At 34.0% G+C, this 26,287-nt stretch carries 25 protein-coding genes; 22 read left to right on the top strand and 3 right to left on the bottom strand.

Annotated elements, in window-relative coordinates; all coding sequences use genetic code 11:
* Position 1 precedes the first annotated feature (1 nt).
* From LC076_RS02090 to pyrE, 3 genes are read left to right on the top strand one after another with little or no spacing between them, the layout of a single operon-like run.
* A complete protein-coding gene (locus LC076_RS02090) occupies positions 2-937 on the top strand; it encodes a dihydroorotate dehydrogenase (RefSeq protein ID WP_226665802.1) in 936 nt (311 codons plus the stop codon).
* On the top strand, positions 909-1,625 hold the full coding sequence (gene pyrF, locus LC076_RS02085) for an orotidine-5'-phosphate decarboxylase (protein WP_226665800.1): 717 nt from the start codon (positions 909-911) through the stop codon (positions 1,623-1,625). Before LC076_RS02090 ends, pyrF begins: the two co-directional genes overlap by 29 nt.
* Positions 1,622-2,254, top strand: a complete 633-nt coding sequence (pyrE, locus tag LC076_RS02080; RefSeq protein ID WP_226665799.1) for an orotate phosphoribosyltransferase — start codon at positions 1,622-1,624, stop codon at positions 2,252-2,254. The genes pyrF and pyrE overlap by 4 nt, the downstream gene beginning before the upstream one ends.
* 334 nt (positions 2,255-2,588) lie before the next feature.
* On the opposite strand, the gene LC076_RS02075 is transcribed toward pyrE, so the two are convergent.
* Positions 2,589-2,864: a hypothetical protein gene (locus LC076_RS02075; RefSeq protein WP_226665797.1), complete on the bottom strand. Its 276-nt coding sequence runs from the start codon at positions 2,862-2,864 to the stop codon at positions 2,589-2,591.
* A gap of 684 nt (positions 2,865-3,548) precedes the next feature.
* On the opposite strand from LC076_RS02075, the gene LC076_RS02070 reads away from it, so the two are divergent.
* The 7 genes from LC076_RS02070 (at position 3,549) to LC076_RS02040 (ending at position 9,566) form a co-directional block, all read left to right on the top strand.
* Entirely contained in the window at positions 3,549-4,250 is a 702-nt protein-coding gene (locus LC076_RS02070; protein ID WP_226665795.1) for a phosphoadenylyl-sulfate reductase, read from the top strand.
* Positions 4,251-4,264: 14 nt separating this feature from the next.
* The gene (locus LC076_RS02065) at positions 4,265-5,332 is read left to right on the top strand and encodes an inorganic phosphate transporter (protein ID WP_226665794.1); all 1,068 of its coding nucleotides are present in this window, start codon (positions 4,265-4,267) and stop codon (positions 5,330-5,332) included.
* A 104-nt stretch (positions 5,333-5,436) separates the two neighbouring features.
* Complete coding sequence (sat, locus tag LC076_RS02060; protein WP_226665792.1) at positions 5,437-6,576, top strand: sulfate adenylyltransferase; 1,140 nt, start codon at positions 5,437-5,439, stop codon at positions 6,574-6,576.
* Positions 6,577-6,594: 18 nt separating this feature from the next.
* On the top strand, positions 6,595-7,197 hold the full coding sequence (cysC, locus tag LC076_RS02055; RefSeq protein WP_226665790.1) for an adenylyl-sulfate kinase: 603 nt from the start codon (positions 6,595-6,597) through the stop codon (positions 7,195-7,197).
* Between the two features lie 317 nt (positions 7,198-7,514).
* A complete protein-coding gene (gene cobA, locus LC076_RS02050) occupies positions 7,515-8,294 on the top strand; it encodes a uroporphyrinogen-III C-methyltransferase (protein ID WP_226665788.1) in 780 nt (259 codons plus the stop codon).
* The gene (locus LC076_RS02045; RefSeq protein WP_226665786.1) at positions 8,291-9,079 is read left to right on the top strand and encodes a sirohydrochlorin chelatase; all 789 of its coding nucleotides are present in this window, start codon (positions 8,291-8,293) and stop codon (positions 9,077-9,079) included. Before cobA ends, LC076_RS02045 begins: the two co-directional genes overlap by 4 nt.
* Complete coding sequence (locus tag LC076_RS02040) at positions 9,042-9,566, top strand: NAD(P)-dependent oxidoreductase (protein WP_226665785.1); 525 nt, start codon at positions 9,042-9,044, stop codon at positions 9,564-9,566. Before LC076_RS02045 ends, LC076_RS02040 begins: the two co-directional genes overlap by 38 nt.
* A gap of 227 nt (positions 9,567-9,793) precedes the next feature.
* Here LC076_RS02040 and LC076_RS02035 read toward each other — a convergent pair whose 3' ends face one another.
* The gene (locus tag LC076_RS02035) at positions 9,794-10,708 is read right to left on the bottom strand and encodes a DMT family transporter (RefSeq protein ID WP_226665783.1); all 915 of its coding nucleotides are present in this window, start codon (positions 10,706-10,708) and stop codon (positions 9,794-9,796) included.
* Positions 10,709-10,884: 176 nt separating this feature from the next.
* Between LC076_RS02035 and LC076_RS02030 the strand changes: the two genes are divergently transcribed.
* The gene (locus LC076_RS02030) at positions 10,885-11,409 is read left to right on the top strand and encodes a GNAT family N-acetyltransferase (RefSeq protein WP_226665782.1); all 525 of its coding nucleotides are present in this window, start codon (positions 10,885-10,887) and stop codon (positions 11,407-11,409) included.
* A 93-nt stretch (positions 11,410-11,502) separates the two neighbouring features.
* Here LC076_RS02030 and LC076_RS02025 read toward each other — a convergent pair whose 3' ends face one another.
* Positions 11,503-13,218 (bottom strand): NFACT family protein, encoded by a 1,716-nt coding sequence (locus LC076_RS02025; RefSeq protein WP_226665780.1) that lies wholly within the window; start codon positions 13,216-13,218, stop codon positions 11,503-11,505.
* Positions 13,219-13,464: 246 nt separating this feature from the next.
* Between LC076_RS02025 and LC076_RS02020 the strand changes: the two genes are divergently transcribed.
* From LC076_RS02020 to rlmN, 11 genes are all read left to right on the top strand, one after another.
* A complete protein-coding gene (locus LC076_RS02020; RefSeq protein WP_226665778.1) occupies positions 13,465-16,143 on the top strand; it encodes a calcium-translocating P-type ATPase, SERCA-type in 2,679 nt (892 codons plus the stop codon).
* A 288-nt stretch (positions 16,144-16,431) separates the two neighbouring features.
* Entirely contained in the window at positions 16,432-17,307 is an 876-nt protein-coding gene (locus LC076_RS02015; protein ID WP_226665776.1) for a YicC/YloC family endoribonuclease, read from the top strand.
* Between the two features lie 73 nt (positions 17,308-17,380).
* Positions 17,381-17,644: an extracellular matrix/biofilm regulator RemA gene (gene remA / locus LC076_RS02010; RefSeq protein WP_146946756.1), complete on the top strand. Its 264-nt coding sequence runs from the start codon at positions 17,381-17,383 to the stop codon at positions 17,642-17,644.
* 15 nt (positions 17,645-17,659) lie between these two features.
* Complete coding sequence (gmk, locus tag LC076_RS02005) at positions 17,660-18,274, top strand: guanylate kinase (RefSeq protein WP_226666152.1); 615 nt, start codon at positions 17,660-17,662, stop codon at positions 18,272-18,274.
* 2 nt (positions 18,275-18,276) lie between these two features.
* Complete coding sequence (gene rpoZ, locus LC076_RS02000) at positions 18,277-18,477, top strand: DNA-directed RNA polymerase subunit omega (RefSeq protein WP_146946755.1); 201 nt, start codon at positions 18,277-18,279, stop codon at positions 18,475-18,477.
* A gap of 172 nt (positions 18,478-18,649) precedes the next feature.
* The gene (coaBC, locus tag LC076_RS01995) at positions 18,650-19,864 is read left to right on the top strand and encodes a bifunctional phosphopantothenoylcysteine decarboxylase/phosphopantothenate--cysteine ligase CoaBC (protein WP_226665775.1); all 1,215 of its coding nucleotides are present in this window, start codon (positions 18,650-18,652) and stop codon (positions 19,862-19,864) included.
* Complete coding sequence (gene priA / locus LC076_RS01990) at positions 19,861-22,278, top strand: primosomal protein N' (RefSeq protein WP_226665773.1); 2,418 nt, start codon at positions 19,861-19,863, stop codon at positions 22,276-22,278. The genes coaBC and priA overlap by 4 nt, the downstream gene beginning before the upstream one ends.
* A gap of 135 nt (positions 22,279-22,413) precedes the next feature.
* Positions 22,414-22,896 carry a peptide deformylase gene (def, locus tag LC076_RS01985; RefSeq protein ID WP_226665771.1) on the top strand — a complete coding sequence of 161 codons (483 nt, stop codon included), beginning with the start codon at positions 22,414-22,416 and terminating at the stop codon, positions 22,894-22,896.
* A 5-nt stretch (positions 22,897-22,901) separates the two neighbouring features.
* A complete protein-coding gene (gene fmt / locus LC076_RS01980) occupies positions 22,902-23,840 on the top strand; it encodes a methionyl-tRNA formyltransferase (RefSeq protein WP_226665770.1) in 939 nt (312 codons plus the stop codon).
* Complete coding sequence (gene rsmB, locus LC076_RS01975) at positions 23,830-25,182, top strand: 16S rRNA (cytosine(967)-C(5))-methyltransferase RsmB (RefSeq protein ID WP_226665768.1); 1,353 nt, start codon at positions 23,830-23,832, stop codon at positions 25,180-25,182. The genes fmt and rsmB overlap by 11 nt, the downstream gene beginning before the upstream one ends.
* 2 nt (positions 25,183-25,184) lie before the next feature.
* Positions 25,185-26,282 carry a 23S rRNA (adenine(2503)-C(2))-methyltransferase RlmN gene (gene rlmN, locus LC076_RS01970; protein ID WP_413465925.1) on the top strand — a complete coding sequence of 366 codons (1,098 nt, stop codon included), beginning with the start codon at positions 25,185-25,187 and terminating at the stop codon, positions 26,280-26,282.
* Positions 26,283-26,287 lie beyond the last annotated feature (5 nt).

The raw sequence follows: 26,287 nt of genomic DNA, 5'->3' as shown, positions 1-26,287 counted from the left end.
TATGCTACAAATGAATTTACCAGGTTTGTCATTAAAAAACCCTATCATGCCTGCTTCTGGATGTTTTGGTTTTGGGAGAGAGTATAGTCAATTTTATGATTTAAGTGAGCTTGGTTCAATTATGATTAAAGCAAGCACACAAGAACCCCGTTTTGGTAATCCTACACCACGTGTAGCTGAAACAGAAGCAGGTATGTTAAACGCGATTGGACTACAAAATCCAGGAGTTGAAAAAATCATATCAGAAGAACTGGCTTGGCTTGAGCAATATGATGTTCCTATCATTGCGAATGTCGCTGGTTCTCAAATTGACGATTATGTGTATGTGGCTGAAAAAATTAGTCAAGCGAATAATGTGCATGCATTAGAATTAAATATTTCATGTCCTAATGTAAAAACTGGGGGAATTGCTTTTGGAACAATACCAGAAGTTGCAGCACAGTTAACGAAAGCAGTCAAAGAGGTTTCAGCAGTACCTGTTTATGTAAAGCTTTCTCCAAACGTTGCAAATATTGTTGAAATGGCTAAAGCTATCGAACAAGCTGGTGCTGATGGGTTAACGATGATCAACACATTAATTGGTATGAGACTTGATTTAAAAACTGCAAAACCGGTAATAGCGAACAAAACTGGTGGATTATCCGGTCCTGCTATTAAACCAGTGGCTATTCGTATGGTGTATGAAGTTAGTCAAGCTGTAAACATTCCGATTATTGGAATGGGTGGCGTACAAAATGTAGACGATGTTATTGAATTCTTGTATGCAGGGGCAAGTGCTGTTGCAGTAGGCACGGCAAATTTTGTGAATCCGTTTGTTTGTCAGGAAATCATCCAGCAGTTACCGGGAAAATTAAATGAGTTAGGCTTTAATTCTGTTGAAGAGTGTATCGGAAGGAGCTGGAAAACTGATGCAAAGACCACTAATTATAGCTCTTGATTTTAAAGATCGAAATGAAGTAGACGAATTTTTAAGTCACTTTCAAGAAGAAAAGCTTTTTGTGAAAGTTGGAATGGAACTTTTCTATCAAGAAGGACCTTCAATTATTTCTCATATCAAACAGTTAGGACATGATATATTTCTAGATTTAAAGTTACATGATATTCCTAACACTGTTAAACAAGCAATGCGAGGCTTAGCAAAGCTTGATGTAGATCTAGTGAATGTTCATGCTGCAGGTGGGAAAAAGATGATGACAGCAGCAATAGAGGGCTTAATAGAAGGTACACCGGCTGGTAAGAAACGTCCTACTTGTATCGCAGTTACTCAGCTGACAAGTACTTCAGAAGACATGGTTCAAGACGAACTTTTAATAAAGAAAAATCTTAAAGAGACGGTTCTTCATTATGCAACAATGGCTAAAGAAAGCGGCTTAGATGGTGTTGTATGTTCAACACATGAGGTTGTGGAGTTAAATGAAGCGCTTGGAAATTCATTCATTACTGTTACGCCTGGTATTAGAATGATTGAGGATTCCGCAGACGATCAAACAAGGATCGCAACTCCAGAGCAAGCACGTGAGCTCGGATCTACGATGATTGTAGTTGGTAGAAGCATTACTAAACAACAAAATCCATATGAAGCATACTTACTTGTAAAGAAATCTTGGGAGGGTATAGAAGTATGAAAGCAACAATAGCAAAACATTTACTAGAAATTAAGGCTGTCTATCTCCAACCAAATGAACCATTTACATGGTCTAGTGGAATGAAATCTCCAATTTATTGTGATAATCGCTTAACATTATCCTTTCCTGAAATAAGAACAAAAATTGCAGAAGGTCTATCAAATTTGATTAAAGAACACTACCCAGAAGTAGACGTGATTGCAGGTACTGCTACTGCTGGTATACCACATGCAGCATGGGTAAGTGATAAATTGAACTTACCTATGTGCTATGTTCGTAGCAAAGCAAAGGGACATGGTAAAGGAAATCAAATTGAAGGACAAGTTCTTGAGAATCATAAGGTTGTTGTTGTCGAAGATTTAATTTCAACAGGAGGAAGTGCAATTACAGCTGTTGAGGCACTTAGAGCTTCTGGATGTGAAGTTCTTGGCATCGTGTCAATCTTTACTTATGGTTTATCAGTTGGTGAAGAAAAGCTAACTGAGGCAAATGTAGAATCAAAATCATTATGTGATTATGATACGTTAATAGAAGTAGCTGCAAAAGAAGGATATGTTAGTGACGATGATATAAAGAAGTTAAAAATGTGGAGGCAAAATCCATCTAACGAAGATTGGTTAAATAATTAAGGCTCTTTTCTGAAAGATTGTTGCTAAATGATCTTATTATCTGTTAGAAACAATGTTTTAATGCAAAAAAATACGATTTCTAAGAAGAAAAGATGCCACTATACTATTTACAGTGCTGTTTCCTCCAATTTCCTAAAATCAACAATTTACGAAAACAGCCATAATTAAAGCAATAAATAGCAAAAAGCAAACTGTAAAGGTATCAGTTGCTTTTTGCTATTTTTTCGTTGCTTTATAGATTCAACGGCTAAATCATTGAGGAATAGGAACAAAAGGGTTTTGATTAACTGGAGCTGTGAATCCTGATATAAGCTAATTTTATAAAACAAATATCTTATATAGAAGAAACCATCACAATAAATGAGGTAGTTGATAGGATTAAAAATAACCCAACATAAGCAGGGTATATCCATTGATCTGAAAGCTTTAGTTTCTTTAATAAATAAAAAGCAAAGATGCCTAAAATAGAAAAAAGAAATGTAACAGGGTGTTTCTTCATATGTTCTAAGTACTGAAGATCTGGCTTGTACATAAAAACATGAGCACTACATAAGCAAAAAAAGTAAAAGCTTAAAAAGATAATGATTATATTAACTAGAATGGATAACATTATAGATCTCCTCCAAATAATACATACTATTAATATATGTTTCTCTGTTTAAAATATGTTTTATACGAAGAACTTAAAATCAATGTGATTTTGTTGGTTTTAAATGATCAAATGTAACTAGTGATTTAAATAATATTTTTAAGAGGTTGTTTTCGCAAACTTTGTTGCTTTTAAATTCCCGAAGCAATGAACTTTGTATTAAGTTTAGCGGCATCTTTTCTTCATAAAATAGTACCCTTAGAGTGAAAAAACACTGTTTTCACTTTAAATTTTGGTTACATAGCAACAATCATTCAGAAAAGAGCCTTTTAATAAAACGAAATGTAGCTAATCTTCTGTTTAATTTAATCTCAATGTCCTTTCAAAAAGTTGTCTTGTTATTTTTTTGATGAAAAATTCTATGATAAAGTTAAATTAGATTAAAAAAATATTAATCCTATCAGTAAACTCGGGTTGACTTTTAGGGTATATGTGTTAAAATTTTGTCAATAGTATAATATTTTCATGGATTGGAAATGGATAATAGGCTTGATTATAAGAAATATAGGAAGAAATGAACAAAATCTAAGTTTCGTTCATAAAATAAATCATATTATAATACTTGGTTTTGATTATAATCCCGACTATTTATGTAAGAATAAAGGGTTTTTATTTTGTACAATAGATTGAAAGAGGTGTAGCAGAATGCTTACTTATCAAAATTGGGTTGAACCTAAAGATGATTTTGAAACTGATGAAACCTATCGTGGTGCTTTAAATGTAATAAAATGGGCATATGACCATTATGGTGATGATGTTGTTTATGCATGTAGCTTTGGTATTGAGGGGATTGTCCTTATTGATCTAATTTCAAAAATAAAGTCAGATGCAAAAATTGTTTTCTTAGATACTGATGTTCACTTTAAGGAAACATATGAGCTAATTGACAAAGTAAAAGAAAAATATCCGTCTTTAAATATTGAGTTGAAAAAGCCAAAGCTTACATTAGAAGAGCAGGCTGCTCAACATGGTGATAAGCTCTGGGAAAGAGAGCCGAACAAATGCTGTAACATCCGAAAAATTATTCCATTAGAAGAAACATTAAATGGAGCTACTGCATGGATTTCAGGTCTTAGACGTGAACAATCTGAAACTAGAAAAAACGTTAATTTTATTAACAAGGATGAACGCTTTCATTCGGTAAAGATTTGCCCACTTATTCATTGGACATGGAAGGATGTATGGAGATATGTTCATAAAAATGACTTAATCTATAATCCACTTCATGACAGAGGATATCCAAGTATCGGTTGTTTTCATTGCACAAAACCTGCATTTAATGAAGATGATTTAAGATCTGGTAGATGGTCAGGGCAAATGAAAACAGAATGCGGCCTCCATCAATAGGAGGAAACTAAAAGATGTTAGAAATTATCGCGATTGTCATTAGCTTCTTCTTTGCTATGAATATTGGAGCTAGTGGCGCAGCTGCTTCTATGGGTGTTGCCTATGGAGCTGGGGCAATTAAACAACCCAGAAATGCATTAATTTTATGTGGAATAGGGGTTATACTTGGTGCAGCAATTGGTGGAGGAGAGGTTGTCAAAACGATCAGTGGTGGGATTATTCCTTCTTCATTTATCTCAATAAAAATTGTTGTGATTATCTTATTCTCAGCAACCTTTTCTCTTTTCTTATCAAATTTATTAGGTATACCTCTTTCAACAAGTGAGGTTACAGTGGGTTCAGTTGTTGGGGTTGGAATCGCTTTTCAAGCTCTATATGTTAACAGTCTTCTATGGATTGTCATGTTTTGGGTAATTGTACCAATCGTAGCTTTTGCTATTGCATTTCTTTTTATAAAGATATTTCATTATTTTAAATTATCCGAAAAGTATGCTTTTGAAGGTAAAATCATTACTTGGTTGTTAATTTTTGCTGGATTCTTTGAAGCATTTTCAGCTGGTATGAATAATGTTGCCAATGCTGTTGGACCATTAGTAAGTGCTGGAATTATCACTGTATCAAAAGGTACCTTTATCGGAGGGGCTTTTGTCGCATTGGGAGCATTATTTCTAGGAAGAAGAGTTCTTGAGACTAATGGTAAGAAAATTACTAGTTTCTCCAAAATTGAAGGAATACTTATTTCTAGTACTGGTGCTACACTTGTTATTATTGCATCCGTGTTTGGTATTCCAGTTCCTTTAACTCAGATTACAACATCCTCAATTCTTGGAATTGGAATAGCAAAGTCAGGTAAAACTGTTTTGCAACAAAAGATTGTTAAAAAGATGTTAATGGTATGGTTAATCTCACCACTTGTATCGCTTTCGATGTCATATTTCTTAGTGAAGCTATTTATTGAAAGTGATTTTTATACAATTTTCGTCTTAATAAGTTTGCTACTAGCTACAATTGGAGCTCTTAGCTTAATGAAAGCAAGTAAACTGGAAAGACGAACAGTGCATGAAGAGGGTGGAGGAATTTAAAGTCATTGTTTTCGAAAGAAATGGATGATTTAGAACTTACTGGGTAAAGTGAAAAGCCCAAAAGCTTAGATTTTCACTATTATATAAATTGGAGGATTTTAAAAATGAGCTTACAGCCACACGGAGGAACATTAATTCAAAAATTATCTTTAGGTGAAGATGTTTCTAACATTAGTAAAGAAATTGAACTTGATGCAATTGCTTTAAGTGATCTAGAATTAATTGCAATTGGTGCTTACAGTCCTATAGAAGGCTTTTTAACTAAAGAAGATTATGAGTCTGTTGTTGAAAATATGAAGTTATCAAATGGAGCAGTTTGGAGTATCCCAATTACATTACCTATTTCTGAAGACAAGGCTTCAAGTTTAACTGTTGGTGATGAAGTCCGTCTTGTAGCAAAAGGAGTTACATATGGTACGGTTAAAGTATCTGACATTTTTACACCAGATAAGAAAAAAGAAGCATTGAATGTCTATCGTACAGAAGACTTAGAACATCCTGGAGTTAAAAAAATGTTTGAACGTGGCGATGTTTACGTAGGTGGAGAAATAAAACTTGTCTCTCGTCCTGAAAAGAAATTTGCAGATTATTATCTAGATCCAAAGGAATCAAGAGCAAAATTTGCGGAGCTTAACTGGAAAACAATTGTTGGATTCCAAACACGTAATCCTGTTCACCGTGCACATGAATATATTCAAAAAACAGCTTTAGAAACTGTTGATGGTTTGTTCTTAAATCCTTTAGTTGGAGAAACGAAGTCTGATGATATTCCGGCAGATATTCGTATGGAAAGCTATGAAGTACTTCTAAAGAATTATTATCCTGAAGATCGAGTTCACCTTGCAGTATTCCCGGCAGCTATGCGATACGCTGGTCCAAGAGAAGCTATCTTCCATGCACTTGTGCGTAAAAATTACGGTTGTACCCATTTTATTGTTGGTAGAGATCATGCTGGTGTTGGTGATTACTATGGAACATATGATGCACAAAAAATATTCACAAACTTCACTGCAGATGAATTAGGGATTTCTCCTTTATTCTTTGAACATAGTTTTTATTGCACAAAATGTGAGGCAATGGCATCTTCTAAAACATGTCCACATGGTAAAGAAGACAGAGTTATTTTATCAGGTACAAAGGTTCGTGCAATGCTTCGTAATGGTGAGTTACCGCCGAGTACATTCAGTCGTAAAGAAGTTGTAGAAGTGTTAATAAAAGGAATGAAACAAACAGTAAATTCATAAGGAGGTCGGAAAAATTTCATGGCTACTAATAATATTGTATGGCATAATACGTCTGTAACAAAAGAAGAAAGAAGAAAGAAAAACAATTATCAAAGCTATGTTTTATGGTTTACTGGTTTATCAGGTTCAGGTAAATCGACATTAGCCAATGCACTTGCCAGATATCTTTTTGAAGAAAATATTGGAACGTATGTACTAGATGGAGATAATATTAGACATGGCTTAAACAATGACTTAGGATTTACTGATGAAGACCGTAAAGAAAATATCCGTCGAATTGGAGAAGTGTCTAAATTATTTGTTGACAGCGGTCAAATTGTTTTAACTGCATTTATCTCACCATTCCGTGAAGATCGACAACAAGTGAAAGATATCCTTTCTGAAAATGAATTTTTTGAAGTATATGTTAAATGTTCATTAGATGAATGTGAAGTCCGAGATCCTAAAGGATTATATAAAAAAGCACGAAACAATGAAATCAAACATTTTACAGGAATTGATTCTCCATATGAAGAACCTGAAAATCCTACTATAATAGTAGATACTGAAAGTCAAAGTGTTGAGGATTCAGTTAAATCTATCGTAGATTTTCTTGTCAATAAAGGGTTAATTAATAAATGATCTAGGAATGAAAATTCCTAGAAAAGCTAAATAGATTTTGAAAAAATAAGCAATCGGTGATGAAAGCCGGTTGCTACTTTTCTAATTAATTGAGTTATTATGTAAGATAAGGAAAGTGATTATGTAAGGCTCTTTTCTGAAAGATTGTTGCTAATTGCCCTAATATTGCAGTTTAACCATTGTTCTTATTGCATAATAAGTACTATTACATTAAGAAAAGATGCCACCATGCTTGATAAAGTGCTGTTTGCTTGGAGTAATTAAAAGCATCAAAGTTTGCGAAAACAGCCTTATGTAAAAAGAAAGGGGGAGTAATGATGGCAAAGGTATATTTAGTAGGAGCAGGCCCTGGTGATCCGGAATTATTAACGATAAAAGCACTCAAATGCATACAAAAAGCGGATGTTATTTTATATGATCGTTTAGTAAATAAAGAGATTTTAAAGCATGCGAAGAAAGAGTGTGAACTTGTTTATTGTGGAAAGCTACCGAACTATCATACGATGAAGCAAGAAACAATTAATCATTTTTTAGTAAAGTACGCTAAAAGTGGTAAAGTTGTTACTAGGCTTAAAGGTGGAGATCCGTTTATTTTTGGACGGGGGGGAGAAGAAGCTGAAGCCTTAAGCTTGAATAGCATCCCCTATGAAATTGTTCCAGGTATTTCATCAGGAGTTGCAGCAGCAGCATATGCAGGTATTCCTGTTACGCATAGAGATTTAAGTGGTAGTGTTGCTTTTGTTACAGGACATCGCAGAGAAGGAATTGACGAACATACTAAGTGGGAATCACTTGCAAAAGGAATAGATACTTTAGCCATTTACATGGGAATAAGTAATTTACCATATATTCAGACTCAGCTAATTAAACATGGTAAACACCTACAAACACCAGTTGCTGTTATCAAATGGGGAACAACTCATGAGCAAAAAACAGTTATTGGTACACTCGAAAACATAAATGACCGTGTAAAACAAGAGGGAATTTCAAATCCAAGTATGATCATTGTTGGTGAAGTTGTATCTTTAAGAGAAAAGCTGAGTTGGTTTGAAGAAATGATCTCAAATAATTCTCAAAGTGAGGCTCTAGTATTATGAAACAAGCCGTTTTATATGTATGCCACGGAAGTCGTGTTCCGAAGGCGCGTGATGAAGCAGTTGAATTTATTCAATTAGTTAAACCTAAAGTTAATGCTCCTATACAAGAGGTGTGTTTTTTGGAATTAGCAGAGCCTTCTATTGATGAAGGGTTCAGATCTTGTGTAGAGCAAGGTGCAACACATATTGCAGTTATTCCGTTATTACTTCTAACGGCAGCACATGCGAAAAGTGATATACCAGAAGAAGTTGTTCATGCTGCAGCTCATTTTCCAAACGTTGAGGTTACGTATGGTAAACCAATTGGTGTTGATGATCGATTAACTAAAATGCTTGTTGAGAAAATGAATGAAAAATCACCTATCAGTGATGAATCAGTCGCTGTTTTAGTTGGAAGAGGTAGCAGTGATATGGATGTAGTGAATGATTTAAATGAAATTTCTTATAGATTACAATCTAAATCAAATCTTAAAAAAGTTCACACATGCTTTTTAACAGCAGCGGAACCAAAATTTTCGCAAAGTATTGAAGAATATTTTCAGTCTAGTGAAACATCGATTTTTGTCATTCCATACTTAATTTTTACTGGCTTACTTAAGAAAGAAGTAGATGAAACGATTGCGAAATATGATTGGGGTAGCCGAAGAGTTGAAGTATGTTCTTATCTTGGGCCACATCCAATTTTGTTAGATATCTTTGTTGAAAGAGTGAATGAAGCGATACTTAATGAGGATGGGTCTTATACTTTTGATAAAGGAATTAACTATGCTGCCTCTTCACATTAATGTACAAAATCAAAATGTTCTCATTGTAGGAGGAGGAAGTATTGCACTTCGTCGCCTTCAGCTTTTCTTAGAGGAAGATGCACATGTTACAGTTGTTAGTCCTGAAGTTGTAGAGGAAATTGAAAACCTTGCACGAAGCAATCAACTTATTTGGAAGAAAAAGAAAATAGAAGTGTCAGATCTTAGCCAGGCTTTTATAATTATTGCAGCAACAAATGATCATCAAATAAACGAATGGGTTGCTAAACAAGTAGCACCAACTCAACTTATTAATGTGGCAAGTAATGCAGAGCAGGGAAATGTTATTGTCCCTAAATCAATTCAAAAAGGCAGATTAACTCTATCTGTTTCAACAAATGGAGCTAGTCCGAAGTTAGCTAAACAAATTTGTGAGCAGATTTCACATCAATTTGATGAATCTTTTATAAAAGAGTTAGATATTATGTATGAAAAAAGACAAGAAAATAAAAAAAATAAGGGAAAATGAATGTATAATAATCATTTTCCCTTATTTCATTATGGCTATTTTCGCAAACTTTGTTGCTTATAATTACCTGAGGAAATCAGCATTGTATTAAGTATAGTGGCATCTTTTCTTCATAAAATAGTGGCCTTATGAGAGAATACACTGTTTATATTGCATATTTTGGTTACATAGCAACAATCTTTCAGAAAAGAGCCTTTATTATTGATGTTTTGGAGTATTATTAGTTTCTAAAAAGCTTGCTTCGGTAGGGAGGGCTTTATATGTTCTCCACTACGTTTTTCCTGTACAACAATAACCGCAACAATCACTAATATTATTCCTATGTACTGCCATCCACTTAACTTTTCCTGAAAAATTATAAACCCCATTAATGAAGCAACAACTGGTTCAACTGTTGCAAGTATAGATGCGCGACTTGATTCAACTGTTTCAAGACCTTTTGTGTAAAAGGTATATGCTAGGACAGTAGATAGAAACCCTAATCCTATTATATATATCCACACACTTGCATGTTGAAACAAATCCAACACATTCCATAACTGACTAAATGGTAGAATTCCAACAGAGGCAAAAATAAATGTATAAACAGTTACAGTTAAAGATTTATACTTTTTAAGAGCAAGTTTGCCAAAAATACTATACATAGCATAAAAAAATCCTGATCCAATTCCTATAATTAGTCCATAGACGGAAATAGCTTGACTTGAAGTAGGGTAAAGACCAATGACGAGCATACATCCTAAAAAGGTTAATAGTAATGCTAAGACTTTACGAAATGTAAAAAACTCTTTAAATACAATTCTAGAAAGAATGGTTACAAATGCAGGAGCTGTGTATAACAATATACTTGCTATCGAAATGGATGTTTCCTCTATACTGTTAAATAAACACCAATTAAAGAAAACAATACTAACAATTCCAGTTCCAATAAAATATTTACTATCAGCTACCTTGATTTTTAACATATTCCTATTCTTTATTAATACATAAATTAATAGAAAAAAACATGCAGATAAGGCTCTTATAGCAACAACTTGGGTAGGAGTAAATCCTGCTTTGTATAAAAAAGTTACAAAGATACCAATCATGCCCCATAAAGCTGCTCCAAACAAAATGTACAAATATGCTATGTTTTTCTGCATAATAATCACTTCCATTCACAAGCATGTAGAATTCATCATAACAAAAAAGGTAGAATTTAGAAATGGGAACAGAGGTAATTTTAATGATTTTTTAGAAGATAAATTATTTCTTTAAACGAAAGGAAAACATGATAAAATAGGAGAAATTTAAATTTTTTTAAGGGAGATTGGTGAGTATGAATAGTCAATTAATACTGATAAAACCAACAACTGAATTAAAGGAAGAGTATCTTTCTTTTTATCATGAATGGGTTCAGAGTAAGGAAGAAATGATTCCGTGGGTTATTGAAAAAGATCCAACAAATTTTGAAAATATGGTTCAGTTTTTAGCTAATAATGAAAAAGGAATTAATCTTCCAAAGGGGTGGGTTCCTGACTCAACTTATTGGCTTATAAACGAAGAAAACCGTATTTTGGGTGTAGTAAATATACGACATGAGTTAACAGACTTCCTTTTAACCAGAGGAGGTCATATAGGATATGGTATTCGTCCATCAGAAAGAAAAAAGGGGTACGCTACTAAACTCTTAAGTTTAGCTTTAGAAAACTCAAAGAAACTAGGAATTAAAAAGGTTTTAGTAGTTTGTGATAAATCGAATATAGGATCATATAAAACAATTATAAATAACCGTGGTATAGAAGATTCTGATTTTATTGAAGAAAACGGAAATATAATCAAAAGATTTTGGATTGAAGTTTAGAAAAAAAGAGAGGATAACACGAGATGTATTATTCTCTCCTAAATTCTACCCTATACAAGATTTGTTACTCAAAGCATATCTTTTTTTAACCGCCTAACTCTTACGTAAACGAAACACTAAATCTTCATCTGGTGTGACATAAACTGTCTGTTGATTGTCATAAATGACAAACCCTGGTTTTGAGCCACTAGGTTTTTTAACATGTCTAATTGCTGTATAGTCAACAGGAACAGAACTTGAGTTTTTTGCTTTACTAAAATAGGAAGCTATATTTGCTGCTTCTAATATGGTTTCTTCTGATGGATTTTTACTTCGAATAACAACATGTGATCCTGGAATATCTTTTGTGTGAAACCAAACATCATCACGTGCAGCTAATTTATTTGTTAAAAATTCATTTTGTTTATTGTTTTTGCCAACTATGATTTCAGTACCATCACTTGCTATGTAGTACTCTAAACTTGGTTTTTGAAGTTTTTTCTTTTTGGTTGTTCGTGATTTTCTTTGTTTTAAATAACCTCCTTCCATTAATTCCTCGCGAATTTCTTCTATATCTCTTGGTGAAGCAGACCCGATCTGTTGGGTTAGTCCTTCAAAATAATCGATTTCATGTTGAGCAAGTTCGATCTGTTGCTGAACAACTTCAACGGAATTTTTCGCTTTTTGATATTTTGAAAAGTATTTTTGAGCATTATCCGAAGGTGATTTTTGAATATCTAAAGGTATGCTAATTGTCTCATTATTTTCATCATAATAATTTATTACTTCGGCCGTTTTATCACCTTTTTTAATCGCATATAAATTGGCTGTTAATAATTCACCATATAACTGATATTCAGTAGCTTTTTCAGCTTGATCTAAAGTTGCTACTAATTTCTTCACTTTCTTTTCATTTTTTTTCTTTTCATTAACGATAAAACGCTCTAAGTCATTACCTTGCTGTTTCACGCGATCTCTCTCAGATTTGCCATAATAATAGCGATCTAATAGCTCAGAGTTTGAGGTGAAATTTTTTTGTTCATATTCATTTAGATGTGTGAGATTGAGCATATAAAAAATTTCTTTGTTTTGACGGTAATAAATTTGTGGATTAACTTGATACTCTTTAATTTCTTTCATCATAGCTAAAAATGTTTTTGGAATTGTTGAGCGATTTATAAGACCCGCTCTGTAAGTTACTTCCTTAGCAAATAAGGGTGAAATTCCAGCAAATTGTTCTACAAGTTGTTGGTCAATTCGGCCTGAATTAAAGTCCAATTTTTTTAGAATCATTTCTTCAGTTGCTTCCAAAGGATTTGTTTTTCCTTGGCTTGGCGGAAGTACATATGGCTGACCAGGTAAAACCGTTCGATGACGATTTACTGATGGGGATAGATGTTTTACACTATCTAAAATCATATTTTTCTCTTTATCCAGCAAAATAATATTGCTATGTCTACCCATTATTTCAACCATTAATCTTTTGGTTGTTAAATCTCCTATTTCATTTCTACTTTTTATATCAATAATAAAGATTCTCTCTACTTCTAATTGTTGAATATTTTCGATAACTCCACCCTCTAGATGTTTTCTTAAAAGCATACAAAACATAGGAGGTTCACTCGGGTTTTCATAGTTTTCATTTGTTATATGCATTCGAGCATAGCTTGGGTGTGCAGAAAGAAATAGTTTGTGATTTTTTCCACCAGATCTTATTTGAAAGATAAGATCATATTTATATGGCTGATGAATTTTAGTGATTTTTCCGTTATGTAAAGTTTCTTTTAGTTCATGTGTAATTGTGTATGTAAATAAACCGTCAAATGACATGGGACAAACTCCTTTTTAAAATGATCACAAATTATGGTTGTTTTAGGTAATATAGATGTTTTATTGTGAAAAAGTTAATTTTGTTTAGATATACACCTAACATAAAACTTAAACAAGTTTTCTACCTGATTATAGCATGTTTTTGGACGAGGCTGAATAAGTTGTCTTATAGGATAGGGTAGTCCCATGTAGTAGAAATAGATGTGTTTAAAAATTATTTGTGTTTAAGGGGTGTGTAGGTGATCCATGAAGTGGCATGAGATGAGATCAGAAGATGTGATGAATTCAATTAATACAGATTCTAATTCAGGTTTATCGGATAAGGAGGTTAAAAAAAGAGAACAGAAATTTGGTTTAAATGAACTTAAAGAAGCTGATCGTCCTTCAGCTATTATTATATTTTTAAGTCAATTTAAAGATTTCATGGTACTTGTGTTGTTAGCTGCAACACTTATTTCTGGTCTTTTGGGTGAGTATATCGATGCAATTGCGATAATAGCTATAGTGATTGTTAATGGTGTATTAGGATTTTTTCAGGAAAGACGTGCTGAAAGATCTCTAGAAGCATTAAAAGAATTGTCTGCCCCTCAAGTAATGGCATTAAGAGAAGGGGAATGGGTTAAGATCTTATCAAAAGAATTAGTGCCAGGAGATATTGTGAAATTTACAAGTGGAGATCGAATAGGCGCTGATATGAGATTAATAGAAAACAAAAGCTTAGAAGTAGAAGAATCAGCGCTGACTGGAGAATCTCTTCCAGTTCAGAAATCAATCCAACCAATAGCAGGTGAAGAGGTCGGTTTGGGTGATTTAACGAATATGGTTTTTATGGGTACATTGGTTACTAGAGGATCTGGTGTTGGTGTTGTTATTGGCACTGGAATGAATACTGCGATGGGACAAATAGCTGATCTACTTCAGAATGCGGAAACAATGGAAACGCCATTACAACGACGTTTAGAGCAACTAGGGAAAATATTAATAGTTGTCGCATTGTTATTAACAGTGTTGGTTGTTGGGATTGGTGTGCTCCAAGGTCATGATCTGTATAATATGTTTTTAGCTGGTGTTTCCTTAGCGGTTGCTGCAATACCTGAAGGCCTGCCTGCAATAGTGACAGTTGCTTTATCTCTAGGTGTACAACGAATGATTAAACAAAAATCAATTGTACGTAAGTTACCTGCTGTTGAGACATTGGGATGTGCATCAGTTATTTGTTCAGACAAAACAGGTACAATGACACAAAATAAGATGACTGTTACACATGTATGGTCTGGAGATAAATTATGGAATGTCACTGGAACAGGGTATCATCCACATGGTGAGTTTTTATTAAATGATCAGTCAGTTGATGTATCAAAAACGAAAACACTTCAACAAATTTTAACTTTTGGTTCTTTGTGTAATAGTGCTGCAATTGTTGAGAAAGAAGGGCAATTTCATTTAGATGGAGACCCAACTGAGGGAGCTTTGTTAGTTTCTGCAATGAAAGCAGGTCTTAAGAAAGAGAAATTGTTAAAAGGGTTTGAAGTGATTGAGGAATTTCCTTTTGATTCAGCACGAAAAATGATGAGTGTTATTGTTAAAGATAAAAGTGGAAATCGTTTTGTCGTGACAAAAGGTGCTCCGGATGTCCTTTTAGGAGTTTCAACTAATATTTTATGGAAAGAAAGACAAGAAGGATTAACTAGCGAACATAGTCATAATGTTAAAGAAGCAATCGAATCACTAGCATCTCAAGCATTACGAACGATAGCTATTGCATTTAAGCCCTTAAAGTCTACGGATAAAATCAACTCGAGCTTTGAAGCAGAGAAGGATCTAGTCTTCATTGGCTTACAAGGAATGATTGATCCACCAAGACCTGAGGTTAAACAAGCTGTTAAAGAATGTCGTGATGCAGGGATTAAGACGGTTATGATTACAGGAGACCATGTGATCACTGCAAAAGCAATTGCCACTCAATTGAATCTTTTACCCAAAAACGGAAGAGTGATGGAAGGGAAAGAATTATCATTGCTCTCAGTTGAGGAGTTAGAAGAAGTTGTTGATGATGTGTATGTTTTTGCTAGAGTTTCACCAGAGCATAAGCTTAAAATTGTAAAAGCGTTGCAAAATCGAGGTCATATTGTTGCGATGACTGGAGATGGTGTTAACGATGCCCCTGCAATCAAAGCAGCAGATATTGGAATTTCAATGGGGATTACCGGTACAGATGTTGCTAAAGAAGCATCTTCCCTTGTGTTAGTTGATGATAATTTTGCCTCAATTAAATCAGCTATAAAAGAAGGAAGAAACATATACGAAAACATCCGAAAATTTATCCGATATTTACTCGCTTCAAATGTTGGAGAGATCTTAGTTATGTTGTTCGCCATGCTGTTAGCACTTCCCTTACCATTAGTGCCAATCCAAATACTTTGGGTGAATCTTGTAACAGATGGCTTGCCTGCTATGGCTCTTGGTTTAGATCAGCCAGAAGGTGACTTGATGAAACGTAAACCAAGACATCCTAAAGAAGGTGTTTTTGCAAGAGGGTTAGGTTGGAAAGTCATATCACGTGGCTTTTTAATAGGTATAGCAACTTTAGCAGCTTTTATGATTGTTTATTATCGCAATACTGATGATTTAGCTTATGCACAAACAATAGCTTTTGCAACACTTGTTATGGCTCAGCTTATTCATGTATTTGATTGTCGAAGTGAAAAATCGATTTTTGAAAGAAATCCTTTTGAAAATATGTATTTGATTGGCGCTGTAATTTCTTCTATACTATTGATGTTGATTGTTATATATTATCCACCATTACAACCGATTTTCCATACAGTTCCTATCTTACTTCGAGATTGGTTGTTAATACTAGGTATGTCTGCAATTCCAACTTTTTTACTAGCTGGATCACTTTTAACAAGAAAATCCTCCTAGTATATGATATAATCCATAAGGGGATGACCCAAAAAGTCATCCCCTTTACTTGTTTGAGTAGAGCACAGTCCTATTTCTACATAATATTCTTTCATTTCTCCTGATAGAAAATCTTTTTACCGATTCTTTACAAGTAGGCACTCCTTTCATATACTCGTAATGCAACAATATAAAATGGGGATAACTGTTAGTAAAGATTAGATAAGTTGCTTACAAATCAGTAAAGCCTCTTTTATCGCTTTGCTCGTAAAAATCTAATGAGCTAAAAAGAAAGTGGTGGGATACATAGTGGTAGTAAGTATGACAGGGTTTGGACGCGCAAGTAAGCAAATAAACTCATGTTTCTTTACAGTAGAAATGAAGTCTGTAAATCATCGATTTTTAGATGTTAATCTTAAAATGCCTAAACAGTTTTTAGGTATTGAAGATAAAATAAGAAAAATCATATCTCACTCAATTAGTCGTGGGAGACTTGAAGTGTACATTAATTTTGAAGGAGAGCTTATTTCAAACAAAACCCTAAAGGTTGATTGGCAGATTATTGATCAATTTGTTGCTTCACTCAAAAAGATAAAAGAAAATCATTCTATATATGATCAAATTTCATTAGATCATATACTATCATTTCGTGAAGGTATTGAAGTGGTCGAGGAATCGATTTCAAGTGATGAATTTGAGGATGAGCTTATTCAACTTGTTGAGGCTGCGGTTAAGCAATTAGTTGATATGAGAGTTGTAGAAGGTGAACAACTTAAAAATGATTTAACAACTCGACTAAAGAAACTTCAAGAAATTACTTTTGAACTGGAGAAAATTGCACCAACTGTTGTTGAGAACTATCGTGAACGCATCCGAAAAAGAGTTGAAGAGTTTGTATTAGGTAAATTAGACGAAAATCGCATATTAACAGAAGTAGCACTTTTTGCTGATAAAGCAGATATCAACGAAGAATTAACGAGAATACATAGTCATATCCATCAATTTATCGAAACTCTTAAGGAACATGAGCCAATTGGACGTAAACTTGATTTTCTTGTACAAGAATTGAATAGGGAAGCAAATACGATTGGTTCTAAAGCAAATGATGGACTTATTGCAAAAAATGTTGTTGAATTAAAAAGTATTATTGAAAAATTGAAGGAACAAGTTCAAAATATTGAATAGAAAACGTTTCATTGATTATAAAAGGGCTTATAAGGCAAAAATAGTTTTGTCCTTAACTAGGGGGAGCACATGTATGAGCATTAAACTAATCAATATTGGTTTTGGGAATATCGTATCTGCAAACCGAATCATTTCAATTGTTAGTCCTGAATCAGCTCCAATTAAGAGAATTATTCAAGACGCAAGAGATCGAGGAATGTTAATAGATGCTACATATGGCCGTCGAACGAGAGCAGTTGTCATCATGGATAGTGATCATATTATTCTCTCTGCTGTACAACCTGAAACGGTTGCTCAAAGACTGTCAAATAAAGAAGATTTGTCAGATGAAGGGTAGGGAATGAAAATTTTGATAAAAGAAAGAGGATTGTTAATTGTCTTATCAGGACCTTCTGGTGTAGGAAAAGGGACTGTTAGAAAAGAGTTGTTTTCACAGGAAGATACAGCATTTGAATATTCAATTTCTATGACAACAAGAAAGCCACGTGAAGGTGAAGTTGATGGTGTTGATTATTTCTTTAAGTCAAGAGAAAATTTTGAAGAGTTAATTTCTCAAAACAAACTTCTTGAATGGGCTGAATATGTTGGGAATTATTACGGTACACCAGTAGATTATGTAGAGAAAACATTAAGCGAAGGAAAAGATGTATTTTTAGAGATCGAAGTGCAAGGTGCACTTCAAGTTCGTAATGCATTCCCTGAAGGCTTATTTATTTTCTTGAGTCCACCGAGCTTAAATGAACTTAAGAACCGAATTGTAACAAGAGGAACTGAGTCTGAAGAACTTATCAACAATCGCATGAAAGTAGCAAAAGAAGAAATTATCATGATGGATGCCTATGATTATGTTGTTGAAAATGATAATGTTGAGTTAGCTTGTGATCGAATTAAAGCAATTGTCACGGCGGAGCACTGTCGACGTGAAAGAGTAGCACCTCGTTATAAAAAAATTCTGGAGGTTGAATAAACATGTTATATCCTTCTATTGATGTATTGATGAATAAATTAGATTCAAAATATACGCTTGTTACTGTTGCAGCTAAACGAGCTCGTGAAATGCAGGAAGAAAGTGATCAACAAATTGCAAAACCAGTTTCATTTAAATATGTGGGTAAAGCACTTGAAGAAATTAATGAAGGACTTCTTAATTATAAACGAGTGGAAAAATAAAAATAAATTTTAAAAGTTAAAAGGGCCCGACCCCTCTAACAAATCTGATAAATAGTGTCCTTGTAACGTTGAACACTATCTATTGATTGAGAGGTCTGGCCTTTTACTTTAGTTCAAGTAAACAAAGCATACAATAACAGCCTTAAAGAATGAAAAAGGTAGGTGGGGAGTCATGGTAGATGGTAAGAAAATTTTATTATGTGTAAGTGGTGGTATTGCTGTATATAAAGCGGCCGCTTTAACAAGTAAGTTAATCCAAGCAGGCGCTGAAGTAAAAGTCATTATGAGTCAGTCAGCAATGGAATTTGTTTCACCGCTAACCTTCCAGGCATTGTCTCGTAATGATGTTTTCTATGATACCTTCGATGAGAAGAATTCAAAAGTTATTGCCCACATAGATTTGGCAGATTGGGCAGATCTTGTTCTACTAGCACCTGCTACTGCAAATATAATAGGCAAGCTAGCAAATGGTATTGCTGATAGTATGCTGACAACAACTTTATTAGCAACAACTGCTCAAGTATGGATCGCGCCAGCTATGAATGTACATATGTATGACCATCCAGCTGTTAAAAAGAATATTCAAACTCTTGATGACTATGGCTACAAGTTTATTGAACCAAGTGAAGGCTTCTTAGCTTGTGGATATGTTGGGAAGGGTAGACTTGAAGAGCCAGAAAAAATAGTAGAGCTTTTAATAAGCTATTTTAAACAACATAAACAACTTCATAATTTTGAAGGAGTAAATATGTTAATAACAGCGGGCGCTACTAGAGAAAAAATTGATCCTGTCCGCTATTTTACAAATCACTCATCTGGGAAAATGGGATATGCAATAGCCGAACAAGCAGCAAAATTAGGTGCCAATGTGACATTGATTTCAGGACAAACCTGTATAAAACCACCAAAGCTTGTTAAGACAATTATGATTGAATCTGCTGAAGAAATGCTAGATAAAGTACTAGAGCATTATGATCAATCAGATGTAGTTATAAAATCAGCAGCTGTTGCTGATTATCGTCCTGTCATAACATATAATGAGAAACTGAAGAAACAAAAAGATCATTTAACAATTGAGATGGAAAAAACAACAGATATTTTAAAAGAATTGGGTGAACGAAAAAAGCATCAATTATTAGTAGGTTTTGCTGCTGAAACAAATTCTTTAGAAGAATATGCAAAGAAAAAACTAGTGAAAAAGAACTTAGACTTGATTGTTGCAAATAATGTGACAACTGAAGGTGCTGGTTTTGGAACAGATACAAACATAGTCACGATTATTGATCGTCATCTTAATAAGCTTGATCTCCCGCTTATGTCAAAAAGTGACGTAGCAATAAAACTACTTGAAAAAATAGAAGCAATGTTAAAGGAAGATCGTAAATGAAGTTTGCGAGTGTAATTGTAGATGTACCAGCGATGCAAACAGATCGTGCATTTGATTATAAAATACCAGAAGAATGGCAAGAATTTATAGCACCGGGCATGAGAGTAATCGTTCCTTTTGGTCCTCGAAAAGTACAAGGATTTGTTATTGAAACAAAGAACCATTCTGATTTTAGTCGCTTAAAGTCTATTTCTGAAATGTTAGATTTAACTCCATGTTTAACTCCAGAACTTTTACAAGTAGGTCATTGGTTAACAGAGAAAACTCTATGTTTCAAAATCTCTGCCTTTCAAGTGATGCTACCTGCCGCGATGAAGGCTAAGTATGAAAAAGTAATCAGTTTAAGTTCTGATTATCAGTATTTATCTTTACCAGAACCATTGCAACCATTTTTTCGTAAAATAAATCAAGTAAACTTAAAAGAACTAGAAAAAAACGTTTCATTATCTATCATCCAAAAAGAAATTAAACATGGTCATCTAGAACTTATTTACAAAGTTAAACAAAAGACGAACAAAAAAGTTGTAAAACTGATTAAACTCAATGTGTCATTTACTGATCTAGAGCAATTAATTGAAGAACTACCTGCAAATGCAAGAAAACAGTTGGATATTCTTCAATACTTTAAATTTAATTCGCTAAATAAAATCCCATTACAAGAGCTATTGGTAGAAGCAAAAACTTCTGATACTTCGGTTAAATCTCTCATTTCCAAAGGTGTATTAATCGAAGAAACTAAAGAGATCTATAGAGATCCATTTCAAGATAGAGACTTTAAAAAAACAACTTCTCTTCAATTAAATGAAGAACAACAAAATGCGATTACTCCGATCTTATCTTCTGTTAATAATGCAAATCACGATGTTTTCCTTATGTATGGTGTAACAGGTAGTGGTAAGACAGAGGTATATCTTCAATCAATTGAGGAAGTATTAAAGAATGGAAAAGAAGCGATTGTGCTTGTTCCGGAAATATCTCTAACTCCACAAATGGTTAATCGTTTTAAAGGACGTTTTGGCTCACAAGTGGCAGTGTTACATAGTGGCCTTTCAACTGGTGAAAAATATGATGAATGGCGAAAGATTCAACGCAAAGAGGTTAAGCTTGTTGTTGGTGCTAGGTCAGCTATATTTGCTCCTTTTGAAAATCTTGGGATGATCATTATTGATGAAGAACACGAATCAAGTTATAAACAAGAAGAAAACCCTCGCTATCATGCGCGAGATGTTGCCATTTATCGTGCTAAACTTCATAAATGTCCAGTTGTTTTAGGAAGTGCAACTCCAACCTTAGAAACGTTTGCCCGATCAAGAAAAGGTGTTTACCATTTATTAACCTTAAAAGAACGTGTAAATAAGAGGTCTATGCCTAGTGTCGATATTATTGATATGAGAGAAGAACTAAGAAGTGGAAATCGTACAATGTTTTCAACCTTATTAATTGAGAAGCTACAAGATCGAATAGAAAAAGGAGAACAATCGGTATTATTCCTTAATAAAAGAGGTTATTCATCCTTTGTTATGTGTAGAGATTGTGGCTTTGTTATACAATGTCAACATTGTGACATATCATTAACTTATCATAGACATGGTCAAAAGCTTAAATGTCATTATTGTGGTCATGAAGAGCATATGCCTAAAGTTTGTCCTGAATGTGAAAGCGAACATATCCGTTTTTTTGGAACAGGAACTCAAAGAGTAGAGGAAGAGCTAGTAAAGGTACTTCCAGAATCTAGAATTATTCGAATGGACGTTGATACAACAGGGCGAAAAGGTGCTCATGAAAAACTATTAACAAAGTTTGGAAATAAAGAAGCTGATATTTTATTAGGTACCCAAATGATTGCAAAAGGCTTAGACTTTCCAGATGTCACTTTAGTAGGTGTTTTAGCAGCAGATACTATGTTGAATCTACCAGATTTTCGTGCTTCAGAAAAAACATTTCAACTATTAACACAAGTTAGTGGAAGAGCAGGAAGACATGAATTACCTGGTGAGGTGATTATTCAAACATATGCACCAGAACATTATAGTATTCAATTAGCAAGTCAGTATGAATATGATTTGTTTTACGAACAAGAAATGCAACTAAGAAAAAATCATGCTTATCCACCTTATTATTATATTGCTCTTGTAACCATTTCACATCCGGAAATAACGAAGGTTGTGTCAGTTGCTGAAAAAGTAGCACAGTTTTTAAGAAGAAATGTTTCTAATGAAACTAGAATACTAGGCCCTGTTGCATCTCCTATCCCAAGGATCAAAGATAGATATCGTTATCAATGCATGGTAAAATACAAACGGGAAAATAACTTGAATGAAACATTAAGAAAAATCATTGAACACTTTCAGCAAGAAATAACTTCGAATGATTTAATGATTACGATTGATTTGAATCCTAGTACAATGATGTAATGATCAGTCATATTGTCCTCAATTATATTATTACTATTATTTATATATAAAGATGATCGTTGATGATGTGCTGGGGATCTGTGAAATAGAGGGTAGCTTGACATTTAAATGTAGAGATAGTTTGGAGGAGTTCATTTGCCAGTTAGACAAATTGTGATGTTTCCGGCGGACGTATTAGAAAAAACTTGTGATGAAGTCACAGTTTTTGATCGGAAGCTCACAAAATTATTAGCAGATATGTACGATACAATGATAGAAAATGATGGTGTAGGCTTAGCTGCACCGCAAATCGGTATTTCAGAAAAAATAGCTATTGTCGATATAGATGATCAAAACGGTACAATAGAGTTGATTAATCCGGTTATTATTGAGGAACGAGGTGTACAAACTGGTCCTGAAGGTTGTTTAAGCTTTCCTGGTTTGTATGGTGAAGTGAGCCGTGCGGATTATGTTAAAGTTAGAACCTTTAATAGAAAAGGAAAGGCAAGAATTATTGAAGCAGAAGGCTTTCTTGCAAGAGCTATTCAACATGAAATTGATCACCTAGAAGGTGTATTATTTACATCAAAAGTAATAAAATATTTAGATGAAGAAGATTTAGAGAGTACGGAAGGATGACAAGAATGACAAAGATTGTTTTTATGGGGACACCGGACTTTTCAGTACCAGTTTTGAGAAGTCTTGTAAAAGAAGGATATAATATAGTAGGTGTAGTTACACAGCCTGATCGCCCAAAAGGTCGTAAAAAAACATTAACACCACCACCTGTAAAAGTGGAAGCAGAGAAACACCGAATACCTGTATTACAACCAGAAAAAATTAAAAATGAACTAGAGAGTGTTCTTTCATTAGAGCCAGATTTAATTATTACAGCTGCATTTGGACAGCTATTGCCTAAAGAACTTTTAGAGGCTCCTAAGTTCGGGTGTATTAATGTTCATGCCTCTCTTTTACCAGAATTAAGAGGTGGAGCTCCGATTCACTATTCGATAATTCAAGGAAAGAAAAAAACAGGTATAACGATTATGTATATGGCAGAAAAACTAGATGCTGGAGATATTCTTACACAAGTAGAGGTTGGGATTGAAGAACGAGACACAGTAGGATCTCTACATGATAAACTTAGTGAAGCTGGTGTTACATTATTACTAGAAACAATCCCTAACTTATTAGATGGGAAAATTACTCCAAAAAAGCAAGATGATGCTCAAGCAACTTTTGCTTCTAATATAAAAAGAGAACAAGAGAAGGTTGATTGGTCGAAAACAGGTGAAGAAATCTACAATCAAATAAGAGGTTTAAATCCTTGGCCAGTCGCATTTACAACTTACAATAAACAGTTGCTAAAGCTATGGTGGAGTGAAAAAATGCCAAGTGAAAATAATTCAGAACCAGGTACTGTCATTGGTATTGATCAAGATGGTTTTGTTGTCGCAACAGGTAATAAAACAGCCATTAAAATTACAGAGCTTCAGCCCTCAGGGAAAAAGAAAATGAGTGGAGAAGACTTTTTAAGAGGTACTACTATTAAAGTTGGAGATATACTACAAGATGGCGAATAAAAAACAAATGAATGTCCGTGATGTAGCAGTAGAAACATTATTACAAATTGAGAAAAATCAAGCATATAGTAATCTACTCTTAAACACGATGATAAAAAAGCATCAAGTAAAAGATAAAGATATTGCACTTTTAACAGAAATAGTATACGGAACTTTACAAAGACAGGAAACACTTGATTATTTCTTAGCAGGATTTCTTAGAAAAGCGAAGAAAATTGAAGTATGGGTTAAAATTTTACTTCGGATCTCTGTTTATCAAATGGTTTATCTTGATCGAGTTCCTGAGCGAGCGATTTTTTTTGAAGCTGTAGAAATAGCAAAAAAACGCGGTCATAAAGGAATTTCCTCTTTCGTTAATGGTGTGTTAAGATCAATTCAACGAGAAGGTATTCCAGATCTTACTAAAATTGAAGATCCTATTGATAGGTTATCTATTAAAACGAGTCATCCAAAATGGCTAGTAGAAAAATGGATAAAACAATATGGCTATGCTGAAACAGAACAAATTTGTGAGGCCAATTTAAAAGCTCCTTCCCAAACAGCTCGTGTTAATCAAGCAAGAATGTCTGTAGAAGAGCTTATCGAGAGCCTTTCAGATAGCGGAATCGAGGTTGATAAGGGAGAATTATCAGCGGATGCGATTAAAGGGTTAAAAGGGAATCTTGCACTAACAAAGGCCTTTTCAGAAGGTTTACTAACCATTCAAGACGAAAGCTCTATGTTGGTTGCACGTGTTTTAAATCCTCAAGAAAATGAAAATATATTAGATGCCTGTGCAGCACCAGGTGGTAAATCTACACATATAGCAGAGCGCATGAATGGAACAGGAACAGTACATTCATTGGACTTACACGAACATAAAGTAAAACTAATAAAACAGCAGGCAGATCGTTTACAACTTCAGAATATTTTTGCTGAAGCATTAGACAGTAGACTAGCTAGTGAAAAGTTTGAAAAAGAAAGTTTTGATCGAATTTTAGTCGATGCACCATGTTCTGGTTTTGGTGTGATTAAAAGAAAGCCTGATATAAAATATACAAAAAAAGAAGAAGATGTAAAAAAGCTAGCTGAGCTTCAAAAAAATATTTTACATGCTGTTGCCCCTTTATTAAAAAGAAATGGTGTGTTAGTTTATAGTACATGTACAATTGATCATGAAGAAAATCAAGATGTCGTACAAGCATTTTTAGAAGCACATTCAGAATTTGAACGAGACAGTTCAATAGAATTAGTGCTTCCTGAAAAGGTTCAACAATATATTCAAAACGGTGAAATCCAGCTATTGCCTCATTACTTTGGTTCAGATGGATTTTATATAGCATGTTTACGAAAGAAGGGTTAAAATTGGAACAAGCAAAAACAACCAGAACGAAAAAAGACAGCGAAGATATAAAAGCAAACCCCTCCATTTATTCTTTAGAGTTACATGAATTAGAAGAATGGCTCAAAAATAATGGAGAAAAAGCATTTAGAGCAAATCAAGTATTTGAATGGTTATATTCAAAACGTGCTACAAGCTTTGATGATATGTCTAACTTATCAAAAAGCTTAAGAACACTTTTAAATGAAAATTTCACATTAACAACACTTAAAACGCTAATTCAACAAACATCAAAAGATGGCACAATTAAATTTCTTTTCGAATTACATGATGGTTATTCAATTGAAACAGTTTTAATGAGACACGAATATGGTAATTCTGTATGTGTAACAACGCAAGTGGGTTGTAGAATTGGTTGTACGTTTTGTGCTTCAACACTAGGTGGATTAAAAAGGAATTTAGAAGCAGGAGAAATTGTTGCTCAAGTAGTAAAAGTACAACAAGCTCTTGATGAATTTGAAGAACGTGTAAGTCATGTAGTTATTATGGGGATAGGTGAACCGTTTGATAACTATGATGAAATGATGTCATTCCTTAAAATTATTAATCATGATAACGGCTTGAACATTGGTGCACGTCATATTACAGTATCAACAAGTGGAATCATACCAAAAATTTACAAATTCGCGGATGAGAAATTGCAAATCAATTTCGCGATTTCATTGCATGCACCTAATTCAGAATTGCGATCTAAACTAATGCCAATCAATCGTGCGTATAAACTACCAGATTTAATGGAAGCTGTTAAATATTATGTTGATAAAACAGGTAGGCGTGTTAGTTTTGAGTATGGCTTATTTGGTGGAGAAAACGACCAAGTTGAGCACGCTGAAGAATTGGCTAGACTTGTAAAAGGTCTTAAATGTCACATTAATTTAATACCTGTAAATTATGTACCTGAAAGAAATTATGTACGTACGCCGAAAGAACAAATTACTTTATTCGAAGATACGCTTAAAAAGCATGGCTTAAATGTAACAACAAGAAGAGAGCAAGGGCATGATATAGATGCAGCTTGTGGACAGCTGCGAGCTAAGGAGCGTAAAGAGGAGACGAGGTGACCGCT

Source organism: Metabacillus litoralis (assembly GCF_020524045.1).
GTDB lineage: Bacteria > Bacillota > Bacilli > Bacillales > Bacillaceae > Metabacillus > Metabacillus litoralis_C.
Note: the sequence above shows the minus strand (reverse complement) of the source record. Positions and strands in the feature narration are given on the sequence as shown.